Origin of the sequence: Xanthomonas euvesicatoria pv. euvesicatoria, assembly GCF_020880415.1 — a bacterium.
GTDB classification, from domain to species: Bacteria; Pseudomonadota; Gammaproteobacteria; order Xanthomonadales; family Xanthomonadaceae; genus Xanthomonas; species Xanthomonas euvesicatoria.
Window position 1 is genome coordinate 144,992 of record NZ_JAJIUJ010000103.1, and the last position, 19,215, is coordinate 164,206.

Consider the following 19,215-nt stretch of genomic DNA (forward strand, 5'->3'; position numbering starts at 1 on the left):
GGCTGCGCAGGAATTTTGCCAGTCGCCCTCAGCGCGACCATTGCCCACGCTGCCATCCGGTCACCGCACTCACCCACCACCTGCTCCTTCCAGTGCTCTGCCGCACGACAGGCGATCGCGACGTTAGGCTATTCTGCGCGCTCTGCGCAAACCCTTGCCGCCGACGGAAATCACGTGCCCCATTGGATCATCCACCCCTCCGAGCTGACTGACCGCCTGCAGGCAGCGCGACCGTCGCGCATCGGCCTGGATACAGAATTCATTCGCGAGCGCACCTACTGGCCGCAGCTGGCCCTGGTGCAGATGGCCATCGGCGATGAGATCCTGCTGATCGACCCGCTGATCCCCGGCATGAACGCGGCGCTCAAGGAGTGGTTGACCGCCCCCGACATCGTCAAGGTGATGCATAGCGCCAGCGAAGACCTGGTCACGTTCAAATGCGCGTGTGGCGCCTTGCCGCGGCCGTTGTTCGACACCCAGATCGCCGCGGCCCTAGCCGGTGTCGGCGGCGGCATGGGCTACCAGAAACTGGTGCAGGAAGTCACCGGCACCTTGCTGACCAAGGGCGAGACACGCTCGGACTGGATGCGTCGCCCGCTGTCGCCGGCGCAACTGGAATATGCCGCCGACGACGTGCGCTATCTGTTTGCGATCCACGACGCGCTCACCCGCCGCCTCGCCGAGCAGGGCCGTCTGGAGTGGCTGGCCGAAGATGCCGAGCGCCTGCTCGCCACGGTGGAGCACGACGATGGCGAGCGCTGGCCGCATGTGAGCCTGCGTGCCGCACAGTTCCTGGAACCGGCCGCGCAACGACGCCTGCTGCGGCTGCTGCGTTGGCGCGACCTGCAGGCGCGGCAGAGCGATCGCCCGCGCAGCTGGATCCTGGACAACGAGCTGGCCAGCCAGCTGGCGCGGTTTCCGCCCGCCGATCTGGAAGCCTTGCTGCGCCAGTTCGATAAATTCCCCAAGGCGCCGCGCAAGCTTGCCAACGCGGTGTGGGATGCACTCAACATCCCGCTGCCGGATGAAGAGCACGCGCCGCTGGCGCAGGCCGCCACCGACGGCAACAAGGCCGTACTCAAACGGCTGCAGGACGCCGTGGCGCAGCGTAGCCGCGAACTCGGCCTGCCGGACGGCCTGCTGGCCTCGCGCCGCCACCTGGAAACCCTGATGGAACAACGCAGCTGGCCTGCGGCGCTGGGCCAATGGCGTCGTGCCCTGCTGGAATCACAGCTGATGCCGCTGCTGGACGACACTGCGGCGTAGGATTGCGGCGGTGATGGCACAGAAGCCCGCAGCGATGCGGGCTCTTCGTCAGATGCGGACAGGCGGCGCCGAGCCGGCGAAGACCGCCTCGCAAGCAGTATTGGAAGGCGTGAGGACCTTGCGAAGCGCCTGCGTCGCACGGCGATTTCGCTACCGGTCGCGCCCGCGCGGCGGCGACGCCGGCATTCTCTGCGTCGCATCACATCAGTCCTGGTCCTGTTCTGCCCAGCGCGCCAGGTTTTGCCGGATGCCGTCCATGTCTGCCCAGGGGTCCTTGCGCCGACGGCGCAGCTTCTCCGGGACATCGCGCAAGGTGAATGCATCGGCGCGCTGCAGCTTGGACAGGTCCGACCACGCCAGCGGCAACGCGACTGGCGCCCCCGGGCGGCCGCGTAACGAATAGGACGCAACCGCAGTGGCGCCACGGCCGTTGCGCAGGTAGTCCACGAAGATGCGCTTGTTGCGCAGCCGCTTGGTGGCAGTGGCGATGAACCGCTGCGGCTGCGCCTGCGCCAGGGCATCGGCAAATCCCTTGGCGAAACGCTTGGTCACCTCCCAATCGCAGCCGGGGTTTAGGGGCACCACCACGTGCAGCCCCTTGCCGCCAGACACACGCAGGAACGATTCCAGCTCAAGCTGCGCCAGCAGCTTGCGAATATCGTTGGCCGCGCGTTTGACCTCGGCAAACGGCACGTCCGGGCCCGGATCGAGATCGAAGACCACCCGGTCGGCCACGTCCGGGCGGTCCGCATGCGAGCCCCAGGGGTGGAATTCCAACGCATTGAATTGCACCAGTTCCAGCAGGCCAGGCGCGTCTTCGACCACCAGGTAATACGCGTTGGTTCCGGTCTCTTCGGTCAGCTTGACCGAGCTCACACGCTCGAGGCCGGCAGTATGGTGCTTCTGGAAAAAACACGGTTTTTCCGCGCCGCTGGGGCAGCGGATGATGGACAGCGGCCGTCCCACGATCTGCGGCAACAGGTGGTCCATCACCGCCTGGTAATAGTCCCAGACATCGCCCTTGGTCGCGCGGATATCCGGGTAGATCAGCTTGGTCGGGCTGGACAGCGTCGGCAGCGCAGCCGAGGAAGGTGTGGCAACCGCAGATTTGCGCGCAGGCGCTGTTGCCCGCGTCGCTGCACGTTTGGGCACCTGCGTTGCTGCGTCTTTGGCAGCACGCGTTGTTGCCGAACGCCTGGCAGAGGACGGTGTAGCCGGGCCATTTCCGGCATCGCTGTCGGCCAGATCGGCAATGCGCTTATCCGGGCGCAGCGCCTTGAACGATGCCTGGCGCAACAACTGTTGCCCACCAATGCCGCGATAGAACACCTCCACCACAAAGCGCGGCGCAAACCAGGTGGCGCCGCGCAGGTCGGTGTCTTCGGTGGGAATATGCGCGGTGGGTTTGCGCCCGCCACCTTCCAGTTGCGGGGTGACCTCGCGCATCAAGGCATCGGAGAACCCGGAGCCCACACGGCCCACGTACAACCAGCCATGCACCGGGTCCGGCGTGGCCAGCAACAGCGAGCCGAAGCCACTGCGGCTGCCCTTGGGCGCGGTGTAGCCGACCACCGCATACTCCTGGCTGGCCAGTTGCTTGGTCTTGCGCCAATCGTCGCTACGCCCATCGCGATACGGGCGATCTGCGCGCTTGGAAATGATGCCTTCGAAGTGCTGTTGCCCGGCCACCCGGAATGCCTCGGTGCCATCGCCTTCGACGTGCGAGCTATAGGCCAGATGCGTGTGAGGTGCAGCCTCCAGCACCTGCTGCAACAGCCGCTTGCGTTCGCGCAGCGGCGCCTCGCTGATGTCCACCCCGTCCACATGCAGCAGGTCGAATACCGCCAGCGCCAGCGGCACCTGGCGTTCGCCGGACAAGGTGGCCTGCAGCAGGTTGAAGTCGTCCTTGGTGCCGCGTCCGGCGATCAGTTCGCCATCGAGCTGCGCGCTGCGCAGGCCCAGCGACCGGATGGCATCGGCAATTTCCGGCGTCTTGTCGGTCCATTCCAATGCATTGCGCGACCATAGCCTCACATTGCCGTCGGTCACAGTGGCCAGGATGCGATAACCGTCCCATTTGATTTCATGCAGCCATTGCGCTCCTTCTGGCGGGGACTGCCCCAGCTTGGCCAGCTGTGGTGCGAACGGGGCATCTTCCATCTGGGCGCGACGTGCGTTGCTCAGCGCCAGCGCCTGTTTTGCCCAGGTACCACGCCTCTTCGCCGCCAGCGGCGGTACGGTCGTCAGCGCCTTGCGCTGGGTCTTGCCGGCGCCTGCGCGGCGTACATCCTCGGCAGGCGCGGCAGCGACGTCGGCCAGCAGGTCATCGGCCTCCAACGTGACGGCGTAGGCATCGTCGTCCTTGAACAGCAGCCACTGCGGCTGCCGCGCCGGCTTGCCCGAGCGCACCAGATGCCAGCCGCCCTTGAGCTTGTTGCCGAACAACTCAAAGCGCAGATGTCCCTTGGCCAACTGCGCTTCGGGGTCGCCCGCGGTGGCCCATACGCCATGATCGAACTGCGCCACATGCCCGCCGCCGTATTCGCCTTTGGGAATCTCGCCCTCGAAACTGGCGTAATCGACCGGGTGGTCTTCCACCTCCACTGCCATGCGCTTGACCTTGGGGTCGTAACTGGGCCCCTTCGGCACCGCCCAGCTCTTGAGCGCATCGCCCACCTGCAGGCGAAAGTCGTAATGGCGGCGGCTGGCGTGGTGCAGTTGCACCACGAAGATCGCACGCTGCCCCGGCGGCAGGGCCTTGCCCGGCTCCGGCTCGCGGGTCTTGTTGAAGCTGCGCTTGCGGCGATATTCGCTCAGGCTCATGACAGACCTTCCGCTTATTTGCCCAGGTGCTGGCGTACGCTGGCGGCCATTGGCCCCACCTTCTGCACGGCCGCGCGCAACTGCTCGGCGCTGACGCCCAGGGTCTTGGTCCAGTACTGCAGCTCATAGGCTTCATTGACGTTGATGCGGTCGCGGTCTGGCGAACCGACGTTGCGTTTGTCGTCACTCATGACATGCTCCTGTATCGTCGTGGTCGGGTCTGCTAACGTGAGCCTTCGGCCCAGCAGCGCCCGTAGCGACAATGCGAAAGCGTTCGAACAGGCGTCGTGAAAGCCCTGTTCACGCCATGTGCAAGCCCCTGTTCCACAACGGCCGCTCCCGGGCCACATGCCATAATGCCGCGCGCCCTTCGGGCGGCGTGTCCACTCTTATTCCGAGGCCATACCTCTGTGAGCAATACCTCTTCGAAACTGGATTCCATCGCGCAAGCCAAAGCCAAGCTGCTGGACGAATTGCAGAAGCTGGAAGAACAGGAGAAAACCGAGCGCGCGAGCGAGGCATCCTCTGCGCATGCCACCATCGTTTCGCTGCTCGAGCAGTTCGCCGGTCACTTCAACACCAAGCAGCGCAACGACATTGCCGCTTACCTGGGCACCACTGCCGCGCGCAAGGAAGTGGTCAAGAGCGGCCGCAGCGAAGTGAAGCCCAAGTACGAGCTACCGCACACCGGCGAAACCTGGTCCGGTCGTGGCCGCACGCCGAAGGCTTTCGCTGCCTGGGAAGGGTCGGTGTCGTACAAGGAATGGAAGGCCAAGAACCCGGACCTCAAGTTTCCGCTGGTTCGCGAGTAAGGCGATAGCCCGCACGACAGTGCCGCCTCGCACCGTCGGCCGCGCCCTTCGCTTGGCGAACCGCGCGGCTTGTGGGTAGAATCGAAGCACGTGGGGCGGTAGCTCAGCTGGGAGAGCGTCGCGTTCGCATCGCGAAGGTCGAGGGTTCGATCCCCTTCCGCTCCACCATCTTTCCGTCCTAGACGGTGCAAACGAGGCTAGAAAGCCCTGCGACATAAGGCTTTCCGGCCTTTTTTGTTTCCAAGGCAGTCTAGCCGAGACCGCGCAAATCCGGCGGTAGCTGACGGTAATTTTGGCGGTAGCGAGGGCATCCCCTACCCTGTTACCGCCAAGGAGCCGCCCAATGCCTCTCACCGATACCGCCATCCGTAAAGCGAAACCCACCGCTACGCCCCAGAAGCTGCGCGACGGCAACGGCCTGTATCTCCTGCTACGACCCGACGGCGCACGCTGGTGGCGCTACGACTATCGCCGCCCGGTCACCGGCAAGCGCAACACTCTGTCGTTCGGCACCTACCCGGAAGTGAGCCTCTCGGACGCGCGGGAGAGGCTGGCTGAAGCGCGCCGCCTACTCGCGGCCAAGATCGACCCCGGCGAACAGCGGAAGGCCGTCAAGGCCGCTGGGGAGGCCGCCGCCGCGAACAGCTTCGAGGTCATCGCCCGCGAGTGGTTCGCCAAGCAGCAGAAGGATTGGAGTACCCAGTACGCGGACAAGATCATCCGCCGCTTGCAGAGCGACATTTTTCCCTGGATCGGCAGCAGCCCCATTGCAGCCATTACCGCCCCGGAACTGCTGAAGCACTTGGAGCGGATCGAACAGCGAGGCGCAATCGAGACGGCGCACCGCGCCTTGCAGACTTGCGGTGCGGTCTTCCGCTATGCAGTGCGCACCGGACGGGCGGAAGCCGATCCTACGGGCGCACTCAAGGGAGCATTGACTCCCTGGCGCTCCATGCCTTTCGCTGCTGCCACCACTTCAGAGGAGGCGACGACCTTACTGCGGAAGATCGACATCAGCACCAGTCGGCCAGTGGTGAGGAGCGCCCTGCGACTAGCACCATTGCTGTTCTCCAGACCCGGCGAGCTTGTGCGCATGAGGTGGACGGAACTAGACCTTGATGCCGGACAGTGGCGTTACTTTGTGACCAAGACCAAGCGTACCCATATCGCCGCACTCTCGACTCAGGCAGTGGAAATCCTGCGCGATCTACACCCTCTTACCGGGCGCGGCGAGTTCGTTTTCCCTGGTGGACGTGACCCGCGCAAGCACATGTCTGGCAACGCCATTCTAGTTGCCGCGAGGCGCTGCGGCATCGAGAAGGAAGAAAGCACCATTCATGGTTTCCGACACATGGCGAGCACACTGCTCAATGAAATGGGCGACTGGAATCCAGATGCAATCGAGGCAGCGTTGACCCACAAGATGCCTGGCGTACGTGGCATCTACAATCAAGCTCAGTATTTGGATGAACGCCGCAAGATGATGCAGGCTTGGGGCGACTACCTAGATGAACTGAAATCAATGCGCCAGAAGCCCGTAATACACGAGGCTGCGTGATTGACCGAAGCTCAGCGAGGCGCAGACCGCCTCGCCAGAGCCTCGACCTTATTTACAGCATCCGGATGATATTCGGCGAGCAGGCTAAACTGCACAGCAACCAATGAGGCTTCTGAGCGGTAAAGCGATAGCAACATGTACCCATTGATCGGCGCCAGCACCAGCATATGGTCGGAGTTCCGCTTGAAGTAACGCCGGGGAAACGTGTCGCTGTCCCAACACTGGGCGTCAGGCACCCATCCTCGCGTTGCCAGCACATAGTCGTAGCGATTACGGAACTCCGGGTCCGGGCTTGGCGGATAAGACAATGGGCCAAGCAGATATTCGACGCCCATATAAGCCAAGTCGGCAAACTCAACTTCAGATAACTTGGGCACACGCCACGAACCATCCCCTATCCTGCTGCCCTGCGGCCCAAGCAAGACTGAAACTGACTCGTAACTCAAACCCTCAAACACACCTGATCCGGAAGAGCAACGCATCAAGAGATGCGATCTTATGCGCTCCGTTGAGCAATTAATTAGCCCAGCGGCTCGTACTTCTTTACCTGTGCCGTCTGGCAGCAACTCATTGGGCCCATACGAATAGCTAAGAGAACGCGACGCCGAATCCTGAACCTGCGCCGCAGACTCCAAGGTGCGAGGCGCCTTCGTGGGCTTTCCCTGCTCTTTTGCATCACAACTAGACAGGGTAGCTAGCAAACCCAGACCGGACAGAGAAGCTAGAAACGTAGCGAGCGAAAAGCCAACAAGTGCAATTTTCACTTCACGCATTCCATATTCTGGTCCTTTTTCAAAAAATACTGCGCACTTCGTTTATTTTATAAGTGCGAGCCGACTTTTCTGACCAACGTTTCTAGACGCACTTGTTAGCCGGGTGCATCTGTATCGTTTTTTCTCAGCTACTTGCCGAGCGAACCAATGCACTGGAACTCGACAGTCACGCGCCTTGATCCACAGTTTCCAAACCCCCGGCGCGATAGGCACTCAGTACTCTGCGACCCGAATGGCTCCGCTTCTTTATAGCCCCAATTCCGGCACTTCTGTTCGGCGAGTTGGATTGCCTGCTGATCGCTTAGGTCAGGGCGCTGGAATTCATTGCGCTCATAGGAAAGCGCAATCACACCATCTGCGCGGCTCGCTTTGGTTACCAGCCAGTCGGCATGAGTGGCACATGCGCCGACAAGCAGTACGACGGCCGCCGAACCGCAAAACTTCAATTTCATGCTGAACCCCCTTGGCATTCGGACCTTAGTTGTACAGGGCAGTCGCAGAGCTGTCCGAGCGCTCCACCAACGAATGATAGAAGAGCCAGACACTAATGTCACTCATAGAGGGTGCCCTCATAGGGCGTGGCCCGATAGAGGTTGCAACTGCATCGTTCTCTCATGCCAGAGAAATCGATGCCCACCGATCCCCGCGTCCTGTTTGGGCTGCGACTTGCCGAGGTCCGTAAGACCAAGGGACTCTCCCAGGAACGTCTTGCCTTGGAGAGCGGGTTGGCGCGCAGCTACCTTGGCGGCGTCGAGCGTGGGCAGCGCAACATTGCCCTGTTGAACATCTACCGTCTCGCCGAGGCGCTGGGCGTGCATCCAACCTTGTTGCTAGAACCCCCATCGGCCTATAGTCCCGGGGAGCCCTAGCCATATCCGCCGCGATAGCCGGTTATGCAAGTCATTGATCTTGAAGGCTGCGTCATTTTGGTACACCTACTAGCAGAAGAAGGCATCTTCTGTCGGCGCGTACCTTCTGCACCAAGAAGTAGCAGCTTCCCATTGGTTAGTAGTAAGCACAGGAAACTGCGCGCGTCTCCTATGACCACTTACAAGGAGACAGCTATGAGATATGACGCGGTAATGAAGCAATTCAAACATGCTCCCACTCGCTTGATCCCACTCGGCGACATACGAACCCACGACGCTTTGCAACCTCGTGTTGCCCGCTTGATACCGTTCAAGGACAAAGGGCGAGCCGAGGAAAGCAGCGAGCAACACATCGTAACGTTTCGCTATGTACTGGAAGCGACTGAGGATGGGCAGCTCGATCCTATTTGGCTTGCCGACATTGGTAGCGCCGAGCCAGTGGAAGCTGGCTTGTATCTGGTGGATGGTCATCACCGCCTGAAGGCATACCGACAAGCAAACAGACAGCAAGTCCCGGCATGTGTTCTGGCGTTAGATTGGCGAACTGCCCTGGTTGTTTCCAAACTGGTCAACTGCACTGGCAGATCGCTCGCCCTTCACAACGAGCAGCGCCGGGACGCGGCTTGGCAGTACCTTGCAGATCTAACGCATCGAGGAGCTATCGAGCTTCCCAGTGTGGGGGAGTCTTTACGCTCTGTCGCCGCTCGATTTGGCATCAGCAAGAGTACGGTAAGCAGCATGCTCACCAATATGCCGCACGTCATCGCTACAGAGTTCCACACGCTGGCGATAGATCCCGGCACGGGTTGGCCGAGGTGACGACATGTACGCGAAGCAAAGAACCCTTGGCAAACAAGCCTGCCTAGCTCGGACCAGCAGCAGCTAGACCGGGATGCAGAAAGGGTTGCGCGCCACATAGTCAAGCTCGTGGATGGCTCATCCCCAGCCGTGCGCGCCAGAGCGCTTGAGATGCTGGCGAACGACGAGGTGAGTGCCACAGATCAACTCGCATCGGTGGAGCTTCTTGCTCCCTTCAGCCCAGCACGACGCCCTGTCCCAATTGGGACACCCGCTGTCCCAGCGCAACCGGCACATCTGGACAACTGACAGCCCCAGCCTGATTTGACCGCACTGCCGGCGGGAGAAGAAACAAGATTTTCGCTGCGAAATTACGCGGCAGTCACTTCAACCATCCAAGGCCCAGCCGCCCCCATGCCGCCCCCTCCGGGAAAGCTGCCCACGGCAGGCACCACACCAACCCAAAGGCTCGCCGCAATCTCATGCAGCGGGCCTTTCTCATTTCAAGGAAGCCATGACGACGCAACCACAGACGACACTGCCGTACCACTTCATGCGCTTGCCCGAGGTCATCGCGACCGTTGGCGTCAGCAAGTCCACGCTCTATGCCTGGGCCGCTGCGGGCAAGTTCCCGAAGCCAGTACAATTCCCCGGTGGCAACATTGCCGCTTGGGTCTCCACCGAAGTGGCCGCATGGATGAGTGCAGCGGTAGACGCACGCAATGGTACGCAGGGCCTAGCCGCATGAGTTTGGCGGTAACTATGGCGGTAACAGGGCTCACCACGTCGGAAATACCTATTGCATTACAGTCACTTGCAGGTATTATTCGGGAGCCTTCCGCCCATCGAGTCAAACGCACAAGCCCTGGAGACGTCATGTTTCCGGGGCTTGCGCGTTTTGAGGGTGTTGCGGTGCAGGGCCGGCCGGTCGCCGTGGCGTGGGGATCACATCGCGCGCGCTAACGTCCGGCTTCACTCCACAGCGGACCACACCATGAGCAAGAAAGACCAGCAGCCCGATGACGTCGCCGACGACGCGCACGGCGTGACCGAGAGCCAGCAAGACCGCAAGCACGACGATGCTGCCAAGCAACGCCCGGGCCAGGAAGATCTGAAGGTGCACGACGAGCAAAGCCGTCGCCCCACCGGCAAGGCTGGCCAGGGAGAGTGAGTTGGCCAAGCATGCTGCCTGGCACCGGGCAGCGCCGCGGCACGCCGATGCGGTGAACTTCCCTGCTGCATCGCCAGCGGCGCGTTGCACCCTGTCGTGCAGCTGAGACCGCTGCATCCGTGGGACTGAAAGCCCGGCACCGGCCAGCCACGCGTTCCTGTGGCAAGATCCGGACAGGCGCTCGCCGATATGCCGCTGCCCTGGGAAGCAGTGCCTTGCCAAGGTTGCAGTCGCATCGGCCAGTGCGTTGTCGCGTCAACCCCTCATCGCCTTGATGGCGCCTTGTTCCCGGTGGTGCTTTGCATGCAGATACCCGATGCACCCGCGTTGAACCTGATCCAGGCAACGTTACTGCCAGGCGGCGTCAACGCCACTCCCGGGGCACGCCTGCCGGCCAACGAAGATGAGCGCGTGGAGGCACTGCATGCCTACCGCCTGCTGGACACCGCACCGGAGCCGAGCTACGACGCGTTCACCTCGATCGCAGCCGCGCTCTGCGGGATGCCGATGGCGCTGATCTCGCTGGTCGATACCCATCGGCAGTGGTTCAAATCCAGGCTCGGCATGCAGCAGAGCGAGACGCCGCGTGAACTGTCGTTTTGCGCGCATGCCATCCTCGAACCCGATCAGGTGATGGAAGTCGGCGATACCCACCTGGACAAGCGGTTTGCGCGCAACGCGCTGGTGACAGGCGAGCCACAGATCCGCTTCTATGCAGGCGCGCCGTTATTGACCCCGGACGGCATCGCACTGGGAACCCTGTGCGTGCTGGATCGCGTTCCGCGGCGCCTGTCGGCGACCGAGCGCGACGCGCTGCAAGCCTTGGCCAGGCAAGTCGTCAGCACCATCGAACTGCAACAGGCCGCGCGGCTGGTGGAGCTGGATGCACTGCGCGATGCGCTCACCGGGCGATGGAATCGCGCCGGGCTGGAGCACGCTTTGCACACGCTTGCCGACGCGCCCAGCTCTGCCGCCGATGCGCCCCTGGGTTTCATGCTGCTCGAACTGGACGGCTTCAAGCGGCAAAAATTGCAGGCCGGCGCGGCAGCGGCCGATGCCACCTTGCTGCAGGTCGCTGCATTGCTGGAAGCGCAGCTTCCGGCTGACGCACTCGTGGCGCGTCTGGCCTGCGATCAATTCTGCGTGGCGCTGCCGGAGACCGCTGCATCTGCAGCCCTTGCCACTGCCGAAGACTTGCGCAAGGCAGTGGAAGACGCGCACTGGCCCACCGGCCCGTTGACGCTCAGCGCAGGTGTGGTGGACGTTGCCACGCCAACCGCGCTCGACAGCAATACCCTGCTTGCCCGTGCGCGACACGCGTTGCAGCAGGCGCGTGGCGATGGCCGCAACCGCGTGCACGGCTTCGACGGTTGGCAGCTGCGGGCCTGATCGACGCAGACTGCGCCGATCGCCCTGCTGCACGGCTGTCGCTCAGGCCGCCAGTGCGTCGGTGTTTCCGGCGATCTCGTCCACCTGCAGCACCTGCTCCATCTCCAGCAGTACCACGAAGCGCTCGCCGACCTTGCCCATGCCGCGCAGCAGATCGCGGCGGATATGCGTGCCGAACGACGGCGCCGCTTCGATGTCCTGATCGGCCAGTTCGATCACTGCATTGACCGCATCGACCAGCACGCCAATCACCTGCGTGCCCTGCGCCTGTTCGGTGGCCACAATCACGATGCAGCTGCGTTTGCCGATCGTGCTGTCTGCGCGCCCCAACCGCGATTGCAGATCCACCACCGGCACCACCGCGCCGCGTAGATTGATCACCCCGCGCACGCAATCCGGCATCGACGGCACCGGTGTGGGAGCGCGGTATTGAATGATCTCGCGGATGCCGAGAATGCTGGTGGCGAAGGTTTCGCCATCCAGTTGAAAGGTCAGATATTGCGCGGCGACATCGGCGTCGCCGGGCATCACATCAAGCGTCGGTGCGGTCATTGGTCGCTCTCTCAGAAACGCGCGAACTGGCCTTCGTCCGGGCCCTCGGACATCGCATACGCCGGCGCTGCGTTGCTGCGCCAGCCACGCGTGCCCGCCGCACGCGCCGGACGCGCAGCGACCTGCTTGCCGCGCTTGGGCGGCGCAGGCGGCGCGCCCTGCCCGCCCAGCCGGAAGAACGCCATGCTCTGCTGCAGCTGTTCGGCCTGCGCGCTCATTTCCTCGGCAGTGGCGGCCAGCTCTTCGGATGCGCTGGCGTTCTGCTGCGTGGTCTGGCTCAACTGCACGACCGCCGAATTGATCTGGCTGACGCCGGAAGATTGCTCCTCGGAGGCGGCGGAAATTTCCTGCACCAGGTCGGAGGTGCGCTTGATGATGGGTACGATCGAATCCAGCAAACGACCGGCGCGGTCGGCCAATTCCACGCTGGAACTGGCCACCTCGCCGATTTCCTGCGCCGCCACCTGGCTGCGTTCGGCCAGCTTGCGCACCTCGGCGGCGACGACGGCAAACCCCTTGCCATGTTCGCCGGCGCGTGCGGCTTCGATCGCGGCATTGAGCGCAAGCAGGTTGGTCTGGTACGCGATGTCGTCGATGATGCCGATCTTCTGCGCGATCTGCTTCATCGCCTGGGTGGTGGCCACCACCGCTTCGCCACCTTCCACGGTTTCTTTCGCGGCCTGGGTGGCCATGCCATCGGTGATGCGCGCGTTCTCGGTGTTCTGGCTGATCGATGCGGTCATCTGCTCCAGCGACGCACTGGTTTCTTCCACACCGGCGGCCTGTTCGCTGGCCGCCTGCGACAGCGACTGCGCGGTGGCGCTGACTTCTTCCGACGCGCTGGCAAGGGTTTCGGCACTGGTATTGACCTCGCCGACCACCTGCGACAACTTTTGCACCATGGTGCGCATCGCTTCGAGCAGTTGCGCGGTTTCGTCGCGGCCATGCACATCGATGCGCATGGTGAGATCGCCTTCCGACAAACCGTTGGCCACCGCCACCGCGCGGCGGATCGGCCCGGTGACGCTGCGGCTGATCACCACGCCGAGAATGGCACCGAGCAACACGCCGCTGCAGATGATGGCGACCAACAGCCTGGAACTGCGTGTGTGGATCGCATCGGCTTCGGCGTTGGCCGCCGCGGCGCTGCGCTCGCGCAGGCCGCTCAGGTCGGTCATCAGGTTATCCACTTCGTCCGAGCTGGCGCGTACCGCGCGCGAGAGCGCGGCCAGTTCCGGATTGGCCTCGCGCAACGCTTCGCGGTTGGCGACTTCGATGAAGCGGCCGCGCTCGTCCAGATACTTCTGCCAGGCGCGATCGAATTGCGCCAGCTTGTTCTTGCCTTCCTCGCTCTGGAAGCTCTCCCGCGCACGGGCCATGTGATCGACCACCTTGGCGGTGTATTTGTCGATGTTCTGCACATGCGACTGGCGCTCTTCTGCACTGCTGGCCAACAACAGGTTGGCGCGCGCGCGGCCGGCATAGATGAGGTTGATGTTGGCTTCCTTGACATGGGACATGCCGAGCAACTCGCGCTCGTACAACGACGTCGACAGCGCGCTGATGCGGCCTGAGTTGGAATAGCCCACCCACCCGATGCATGCGCCGATGGCCGAGACGATCAGGAATGCCACGATCAGTCTGGTTCCGATTCTGAAGTTGCCTAACATTGGGGAGTTCTCTCAAGAAGGATGCGTGGGCGACATGCGCTACAGGAAGGCGATGGCGCTGCGCGTACCGCGCATGGCGATACGGCGGGTCTAACCCATCGCTAATGGCTATCGGCGACGACAAAACGCGCTTGAGATGCATCCAGGGCCGGAGTGCCTATTCATCAAATCGAATCTGCGCTTTTGTGACAGATCACGCGCTCATCACCGCCCATATTCGGAAAAACCCTACCCCCGCCCGTGCGCTGTCCAGGCCACACCGCTGGGACATCACGTCCGCGCCGCTATGCTTCGGCCATGCCTGCAAAGCCCTTGCCCCGCACGTTCTATGCCCACGATGCCCGCCACGTCGCGCCGCAATTGCTCAACAAGGTGCTGGTCAGTGCTGACGGACGCCGCGGGCGCATCACCGAAGTGGAAGCCTACTGCGGCAGCGACGACCCGGCCGCACACTCGTTTCGCGGCATGACTCCGCGCACGCGGGTGATGTTCGGTGCGCCGGGGCACCTGTATGTGTATTTCATCTATGGCATGCATTGGGCAATCAATGCGGTCTGCGGCGGCGCGCCCGGGCATGCGGTGCTGATCCGCGCACTGGAACCGCTGGCCGGTATCGATCGCATGCAGGCCGCGCGCGGCGCCGCGCCGGTCACCGCCTTGACCACCGGCCCAGGCCGCCTGGCGCAGGCGTTCGGCGTGACCGCCGCCGACAATGGGCTGGATCTCAGCACTGCGGCCGCGCGGCTCTGGATCGAAGACGACGGCGTGCCGCCCCCCTCCCATCCAGTGGCAACGCCGCGCATCGGCATCCGCAAGGCCGTGGATGCGCCATGGCGCTGGGTGGTTGCAGATAGCCGCTATGTGTCGCGTCCGCTTCCGCGCGTGACCGGAAAAGGCACGGCGCCCGCGGGCGATTGAGCCAACCAGCGCTCCATCGGCGATTGCTCGGCCGCGCCCGGTCCGCGCTGTAGCAGACGCAACGCCTGCTCGGCCTGCTCGGGGGTGAGCTCCTGCAAGGCCTGGAAGCGGTCTGCCGCCCAGACCGCCATCGGCAGCCCATCCAGCGAAGCGACGCGATTGCCCGGCACGCGCGCGACCCGCTCGCCCGGCAGCAGACTGCCGAGCAGATTGCTTGGATCGCTGGCACTGACGCAGATCCATTGCTGCGGCAACGGCTGCGCGCGCGCACGGCGCAGGGCCGCAATCGCGTCCGGCAACGCAAACTGCTCGCCGGACAGCCCGGCGATAAACCGCCCGCCGCGGATTTCGCCGCGCGCTTCCAGCCGTTGATACATGCGCAGCAATTCCCGCCATGGCGGCAGCCATGCAGCCTCGCGTTCGAGCAGCCGCCAGCACACCACGCCGTAGCGCCGCAGCAGCGTGCGCGCGACGTGTTCGAGCGTGTCCTGATGGCGCTGCGCGGCTTCGGCAAGCGGCAGGTCGGGCAGCGCCCGCACCGGTGCCCAGCGGCCCGCATCGCGGATGCCCAGTGCGCTGGCACGGCGACGCTGCCGCGACAGTGCCGACGGTCGCTTGGACGCAGGCACCAGCAGCGCGCGCAGGCCGGCATAGCTGTCGCAATGCGCGCGGCCACGCATCACCAGCTCGCTCAAGGCATCTTCCAGCTCGGTGTTCATCAGATGTGCCGCGTCGGCGATTTCGTCGAAGAACAGCGCGCCTTGCTGCTGCAGCACCTGCATGACCCGTTGCGCGCGGGAGCTCAATGGCGCGTCGTCGGCATCGCGCGCCAACGCGCTCCAATGCTGCGCTTCGCGTCGTGGCAGCAGCACGATCGGCGTACTGCGCAGTGCAGCGCCGCTGCGGCCGCCGCCGGGCCGCAGGCGTGCCCACAGCGTGCGCCCGGCAGTGCACAACTCATCCAGCCAGGCCGGTTGATAGTCGCGGATGCGCGCCGGCAATAGCTCGCTCTCCCACAGCACCGCAGGCGCCTCGAAGCCTTCGAGCTGCCCCACCACACCGGCCAGCGCATCCGGCCCGGCCACCCGGCTGCTGCTGTCCACGTGCTGCCACTCGAACAGAAAACGCGCGTAATCGCGTTGCGATACCGGTTCGATCTCGCGGCGCAGGCGCCCCAGCGTGTAGCGGTGGATGCGTGCCAACAGATGGCGCTCGCACCACTCTTCGCCCTGCACATGCGCATTGAACTGCCCGGCCATGACGTAGCCCTCGCGTTGCAAGGCCGCCAGTGCGAGCGCGATTTCTGCTTCCGGCACCTGCAATGCGTGGGACAAGGCCGGCACCTGTGCCGGGCCGACCGCGGACAAGCGCCCGCGCAGCAGTTCGCGCACCGCCCAGTCGCGCTGCCAGTCGGCAACGCGGCAATCGGCCGGCGCCTGCAACGGCGGCTGCACAGTTGCTTGCCGATACAACGGCAAGAACCAGTCGATACGCTCGGCGCTGACCCACAGCGCCGGGCTGCCGTGCAAGGCAATGCAGCTGGCACGACCCGCTGCGGCCAGCGCGGCCAACCATGCCTGCCACTGCGCGTCGGTAGCCTCTGCGACCGGCAACACGCCCAGCCCCACCAATGCCTCGTGCATTTCTTCGGCATCGCGCGGCTGTGGCCAGGCCTCTTCGCACACTGCGGCAATCGCCTGCGGATCGAGCTGGCCCAGGTCGTCGCTGGTCTGCGGCGTGTAGCGGCGACTTTGCACGGCCTGGGTACGGCGTTCTTCCAGCGGCGCATCGTCGAGAAATGCATACGGACGCGCATTCAAGGCTTCGGCGGCCAGCGGCGACGGCGCGGCCAGGTCGCGCGCGACCAGCGTCACCGCGCCCGATTCCAGGCCGCGCAAAACCTGCAGCCAGCCGTCGCTATCCATGGCGTGATGCAGGCAATCTTCCAGGGTCTGTGCCACCAACGGGTGGTCGGGCACCTCGCGTTCGCCGACCAGATTCTCCGCACAGGCCACCTGGTCCGGGAATACCGTGGCGAGCAAATCTTCGGACTTCATGCGTTGCAACTGCGGCGCCACCTTGTTGCCGCCACTGAAGCGCGGCAGCGCCATTGCGTTGGTGGCGTTCCAGCGCCAGCGCACGCCGAATAGTGGTGCGTCCAGCAATGCCTGGATCAATACATGCTCGGCCGACGACGAATGCAGGTAACGGCCAACCTCTTCCAGCGCAAAGCTATGACTGGTCGACAGCGACAACACAATCGCATCTTCGGTGGCCGCCGCCTGCAATTCGAAATTGAAGGTGCGGCAGAAGCGCTTGCGCAGCGCCAACCCCCACGCACGATTGATGCGGCTGCCGTACGGCGAATGGATGACCAGCTGGGTACCGCCGCTGGCATCGAAGAAGCGCTCCATGACCAGACACTGCTGGGTGGGCATCGCGCCCAATGCCGTGCAAGCGTTTGCCAGATAATCCACCAGTTGCCGCGCCGCTTCGGCAGACATCTCCAGCTCGCGCTGCAGCCAGTCGCGCGCGGATTGGTGCGGCGCGGTGTCCAGCCGCGCGGCAATCTCGCCACGCAGGCGCGACACCGCCGCAGACAGCTCATCGCTGCGACCCGGCGCTTCGCCCAGCCAGAACGGAATGTTCGGCGGCGCGCCCTTGGCATCTTCCACGCGCACGCGCCCGGCCTCCACGCGCAGGATGCGGTAGCTCGCATTGCCGAGCTGGAACACATCGCCGGTGAGGCTTTCAACGGCGAAATCCTCGTTCACCGTGCCGATCTTTTCGGCCTGCGGTTCCAGCACCACGCTGTAGTCGCCGGTTTCGGGAATGGTGCCGCCGGAAGTGAGCGCCGTCATGCGCGCACCGCGCCGTGCATGCAGGCGCCGGTGCACGGCATCGCGATGCAGATACCCGGCGCGCGGACCGAGGCGGGTGCTGAAGCCATCGCACAACATGCGCACCACGCTGTCGAAGGTGGCACGGCTCAACCCGGCGAACGGCCACGCGCGCCGCACCAGCGCGAACAGCGCATCTTCGTCCCAGTCTTCGCATGCGGCTTCGGCAACGATCTGCTGCGCCAGCACATCCACCGGCGCCGTCACAATGCGCAAGGCATCCAGTTCGCCGCGGCGGATGCTGTCCAGCAGCGCGGCGCATTCGACCAGTTCGTCGCGGGTCTGCGGAAACAGGCGCGCCTTGGGCGTGCCGCCGACCTTGTGTCCGGAACGCCCGGCGCGTTGCAGGAAGGTGGCAATCGAGCGCGGCGAACCGAGCTGGCAGACCAGATCGACATCGCCGATATCCAGCCCCAGTTCCAGCGATGCGGTCGCCACCAACACGGTGAGATCGCCGGCCTTGAGCCGTTGCACGGCCAGCAGGCGCGTCTCGCGCGACAGGCTGCCGTGATGCGCCGACACGCGCTGCTTGCCGAGCAGATCGCCCAGATGCCGCGCCGCGCGTTCGGCCATGCGCCGTGTGTTGACGAACACCAGCGTGGTGCGATGTTGCTGCGCCAGTGCAGCCACATCGGCATACACCTGCAGCCACTGGTCGTTGGACATCACCACGCTCAGCGGCGTGGGCGGCAACGCCAGGGCCAGATCACGCTTGCGGGTGTAGCCGATATCGACGATCTCGCACGGCGGCGGCACGCCGTCTGCGTCGACACCGACCAGGAATTGCGCCACCGTTTCGATGGGCTTCTGGGTGGCCGACAGCCCCACCCGCGTGATCGGCTGCGCGACCAGCCGCTGCAAGCGCTCCAGCGTCAGGCTCAGGTGGCTGCCGCGCTTGTCCGACGCCACCGCGTGGATTTCATCGACGATCACGGTGCGCACATGCTGCAGCGACGCGCGCCCGGATGCCGACCCCAACAGTACGTACAGCGACTCCGGGGTGGTCACCAGAATATGCGGCGGCGTGCGACGCGCCTGCGCGCGCTCGCGCTGCGGGGTATCGCCGGTACGCACCGCGGTACGAATCGGCACATCCGGCAAGCCGCCGGCGACCAGCGCCGCACGGATGCCCTGCAAGGGCGCGTCCAGATTGAGGTGGATGTCGTTGGACAAGGCCTTCAACGGCGAGACGTAGACCACACGGGTTTCGTCGGGCAACGCACCGCCGTTGGCCAGCCCGTCGCGAATCAATGCATCGATGGCGGCGAAGAAGGCCGTCAGCGTCTTGCCCGAGCCGGTCGGCGCGGCCACCAGCGTGTGGCGTCCGGCCTGGATCGCCGGCCACGCGGCGACCTGCGCCGGTGTCGGCGCAGCGAAGGTCTGCGCGAACCACGCAGCGACCACAGGATGGAAGTGTTGCAGGACAGGATGCATTGGCAATGCCCGACACCATTGCTCATCATGACGGCAAGGCGCGCGGATATAACTCGGCGTGAACCATAATCAATGGGGCTGCGCAGCGGTCCAGACAAGCCACGGGCCAGGCCGGCAGTGAACGATTTAGAGCGGCTACAAAACGACTGCACAGCCGCCAGGCGGGCGCGGCCGGTGCTCGGAATCGGCATGTACCGCTCGTACACTCCGGTTCTGAGCGCGCCGTCTGCGCCCACCCGACAGCTGCTCGCTACGTTTTGTTAGCCGCTGTTAGCGCAATGG

General features: G+C 64.2%; 16 protein-coding genes, 1 tRNA gene and 1 other RNA gene. 11 read left to right on the forward strand and 7 right to left on the reverse strand.

Annotated elements, in window-relative coordinates; genetic code table 11:
• Positions 1-174: 174 nt before the first annotated feature.
• Complete coding sequence (gene rnd, locus LN450_RS17125) at positions 175-1,266, forward strand: ribonuclease D (RefSeq protein WP_011347758.1); 1,092 nt, start codon at positions 175-177, stop codon at positions 1,264-1,266.
• A gap of 204 nt (positions 1,267-1,470) precedes the next feature.
• Here the strand turns inward: rnd and ligD are convergent, their stop codons facing one another.
• A complete protein-coding gene (gene ligD / locus LN450_RS17130; protein ID WP_011347759.1) occupies positions 1,471-4,089 on the reverse strand; it encodes a DNA ligase D in 2,619 nt (872 codons plus the stop codon).
• Between the two features lie 14 nt (positions 4,090-4,103).
• On the reverse strand, positions 4,104-4,280 hold the full coding sequence (locus tag LN450_RS17135; RefSeq protein WP_011347760.1) for a DUF3606 domain-containing protein: 177 nt from the start codon (positions 4,278-4,280) through the stop codon (positions 4,104-4,106).
• Between the two features lie 219 nt (positions 4,281-4,499).
• Between LN450_RS17135 and LN450_RS17140 the strand changes: the two genes are divergently transcribed.
• The 3 genes from LN450_RS17140 (at position 4,500) to LN450_RS17150 (ending at position 6,459) form a co-directional block, all read left to right on the forward strand.
• The gene (locus LN450_RS17140; RefSeq protein WP_003485983.1) at positions 4,500-4,901 is read left to right on the forward strand and encodes an H-NS histone family protein; all 402 of its coding nucleotides are present in this window, start codon (positions 4,500-4,502) and stop codon (positions 4,899-4,901) included.
• A gap of 92 nt (positions 4,902-4,993) precedes the next feature.
• Positions 4,994-5,069: transfer RNA gene (locus LN450_RS17145), tRNA-Ala, on the forward strand.
• Between the two features lie 175 nt (positions 5,070-5,244).
• Positions 5,245-6,459, forward strand: coding sequence for a tyrosine-type recombinase/integrase (locus LN450_RS17150; RefSeq protein ID WP_011347761.1), 1,215 nt, complete (start codon positions 5,245-5,247; stop codon positions 6,457-6,459).
• Positions 6,460-6,470: 11 nt separating this feature from the next.
• Here LN450_RS17150 and LN450_RS17155 read toward each other — a convergent pair whose 3' ends face one another.
• On the reverse strand, positions 6,471-7,232 hold the full coding sequence (locus tag LN450_RS17155; protein ID WP_011347762.1) for a hypothetical protein: 762 nt from the start codon (positions 7,230-7,232) through the stop codon (positions 6,471-6,473).
• Positions 7,233-7,360: 128 nt separating this feature from the next.
• Positions 7,361-7,684, reverse strand: a complete 324-nt coding sequence (gene yecR, locus LN450_RS17160) for a YecR family lipoprotein (RefSeq protein ID WP_157860893.1) — start codon at positions 7,682-7,684, stop codon at positions 7,361-7,363.
• Positions 7,685-7,861: 177 nt separating this feature from the next.
• On the opposite strand from yecR, the gene LN450_RS17165 reads away from it, so the two are divergent.
• From LN450_RS17165 to LN450_RS17185, 5 genes are all read left to right on the forward strand, one after another.
• Positions 7,862-8,101, forward strand: a complete 240-nt coding sequence (locus LN450_RS17165; RefSeq protein ID WP_039417705.1) for a helix-turn-helix domain-containing protein — start codon at positions 7,862-7,864, stop codon at positions 8,099-8,101.
• A gap of 213 nt (positions 8,102-8,314) precedes the next feature.
• Entirely contained in the window at positions 8,315-8,920 is a 606-nt protein-coding gene (locus tag LN450_RS17170; RefSeq protein ID WP_228886437.1) for a ParB N-terminal domain-containing protein, read from the forward strand.
• 493 nt (positions 8,921-9,413) lie between these two features.
• On the forward strand, positions 9,414-9,647 hold the full coding sequence (locus LN450_RS17175) for a helix-turn-helix transcriptional regulator (RefSeq protein WP_011347765.1): 234 nt from the start codon (positions 9,414-9,416) through the stop codon (positions 9,645-9,647).
• A 246-nt stretch (positions 9,648-9,893) separates the two neighbouring features.
• The gene (locus LN450_RS17180; RefSeq protein WP_008576117.1) at positions 9,894-10,070 is read left to right on the forward strand and encodes a hypothetical protein; all 177 of its coding nucleotides are present in this window, start codon (positions 9,894-9,896) and stop codon (positions 10,068-10,070) included.
• 282 nt (positions 10,071-10,352) lie between these two features.
• On the forward strand, positions 10,353-11,459 hold the full coding sequence (locus tag LN450_RS17185; RefSeq protein WP_170808577.1) for a sensor domain-containing diguanylate cyclase: 1,107 nt from the start codon (positions 10,353-10,355) through the stop codon (positions 11,457-11,459).
• A gap of 42 nt (positions 11,460-11,501) precedes the next feature.
• Here the strand turns inward: LN450_RS17185 and LN450_RS17190 are convergent, their stop codons facing one another.
• Together LN450_RS17190 and LN450_RS17195 are read right to left on the reverse strand one after the other, a co-directional pair.
• Entirely contained in the window at positions 11,502-12,011 is a 510-nt protein-coding gene (locus LN450_RS17190) for a chemotaxis protein CheW (RefSeq protein WP_011347768.1), read from the reverse strand.
• An 11-nt stretch (positions 12,012-12,022) separates the two neighbouring features.
• The gene (locus tag LN450_RS17195; protein ID WP_011347769.1) at positions 12,023-13,681 is read right to left on the reverse strand and encodes a methyl-accepting chemotaxis protein; all 1,659 of its coding nucleotides are present in this window, start codon (positions 13,679-13,681) and stop codon (positions 12,023-12,025) included.
• 297 nt (positions 13,682-13,978) lie between these two features.
• Here LN450_RS17195 and LN450_RS17200 point away from each other — a divergent pair, with 297 nt between their 5' ends.
• Positions 13,979-14,599: a DNA-3-methyladenine glycosylase gene (locus tag LN450_RS17200; protein ID WP_011347770.1), complete on the forward strand. Its 621-nt coding sequence runs from the start codon at positions 13,979-13,981 to the stop codon at positions 14,597-14,599.
• Here the strand turns inward: LN450_RS17200 and LN450_RS17205 are convergent.
• Complete coding sequence (locus LN450_RS17205; RefSeq protein WP_011347771.1) at positions 14,539-18,933, reverse strand: DEAD/DEAH box helicase; 4,395 nt, start codon at positions 18,931-18,933, stop codon at positions 14,539-14,541. The two genes, LN450_RS17200 and LN450_RS17205, sit on opposite strands and share 61 nt — an antisense overlap.
• 189 nt (positions 18,934-19,122) lie before the next feature.
• Between LN450_RS17205 and LN450_RS17210 the strand changes: the two genes are divergently transcribed.
• A non-coding RNA gene (locus tag LN450_RS17210) (sX9 sRNA) lies at positions 19,123-19,199 on the forward strand.
• The last annotated feature ends 16 nt before the right edge of the window (positions 19,200-19,215 follow it).

Excerpts from the sequence above, each read along its gene's own strand:
- ligD (WP_011347759.1), bottom strand. The coding sequence starts at position 4,089 with ATGAGCCTGAGCGAATATCGCCGCAAGCGCAGCTTCAACAAGACCCGC.
- LN450_RS17135 (WP_011347760.1), bottom strand. The coding sequence starts at position 4,280 with ATGAGTGACGACAAACGCAACGTCGGTTCGCCAGACCGCGACCGCATC.
- LN450_RS17150 (WP_011347761.1), top strand. The coding sequence starts at position 5,245 with ATGCCTCTCACCGATACCGCCATCCGTAAAGCGAAACCCACCGCTACG.
- LN450_RS17155 (WP_011347762.1), bottom strand. The coding sequence starts at position 7,232 with ATGCGTGAAGTGAAAATTGCACTTGTTGGCTTTTCGCTCGCTACGTTT.
- yecR (WP_157860893.1), bottom strand. The coding sequence starts at position 7,684 with ATGAAATTGAAGTTTTGCGGTTCGGCGGCCGTCGTACTGCTTGTCGGC.
- LN450_RS17165 (WP_039417705.1), top strand. The coding sequence starts at position 7,862 with ATGCCCACCGATCCCCGCGTCCTGTTTGGGCTGCGACTTGCCGAGGTC.
- LN450_RS17170 (WP_228886437.1), top strand. The coding sequence starts at position 8,315 with ATGAAGCAATTCAAACATGCTCCCACTCGCTTGATCCCACTCGGCGAC.
- LN450_RS17175 (WP_011347765.1), top strand. The coding sequence starts at position 9,414 with ATGACGACGCAACCACAGACGACACTGCCGTACCACTTCATGCGCTTG.
- LN450_RS17180 (WP_008576117.1), top strand. The coding sequence starts at position 9,894 with ATGAGCAAGAAAGACCAGCAGCCCGATGACGTCGCCGACGACGCGCAC.
- LN450_RS17190 (WP_011347768.1), bottom strand. The coding sequence starts at position 12,011 with ATGACCGCACCGACGCTTGATGTGATGCCCGGCGACGCCGATGTCGCC.
- LN450_RS17195 (WP_011347769.1), bottom strand. The coding sequence starts at position 13,681 with ATGTTAGGCAACTTCAGAATCGGAACCAGACTGATCGTGGCATTCCTG.
- LN450_RS17200 (WP_011347770.1), top strand. The coding sequence starts at position 13,979 with ATGCCTGCAAAGCCCTTGCCCCGCACGTTCTATGCCCACGATGCCCGC.
- LN450_RS17205 (WP_011347771.1), bottom strand. The coding sequence starts at position 18,933 with ATGCATCCTGTCCTGCAACACTTCCATCCTGTGGTCGCTGCGTGGTTC.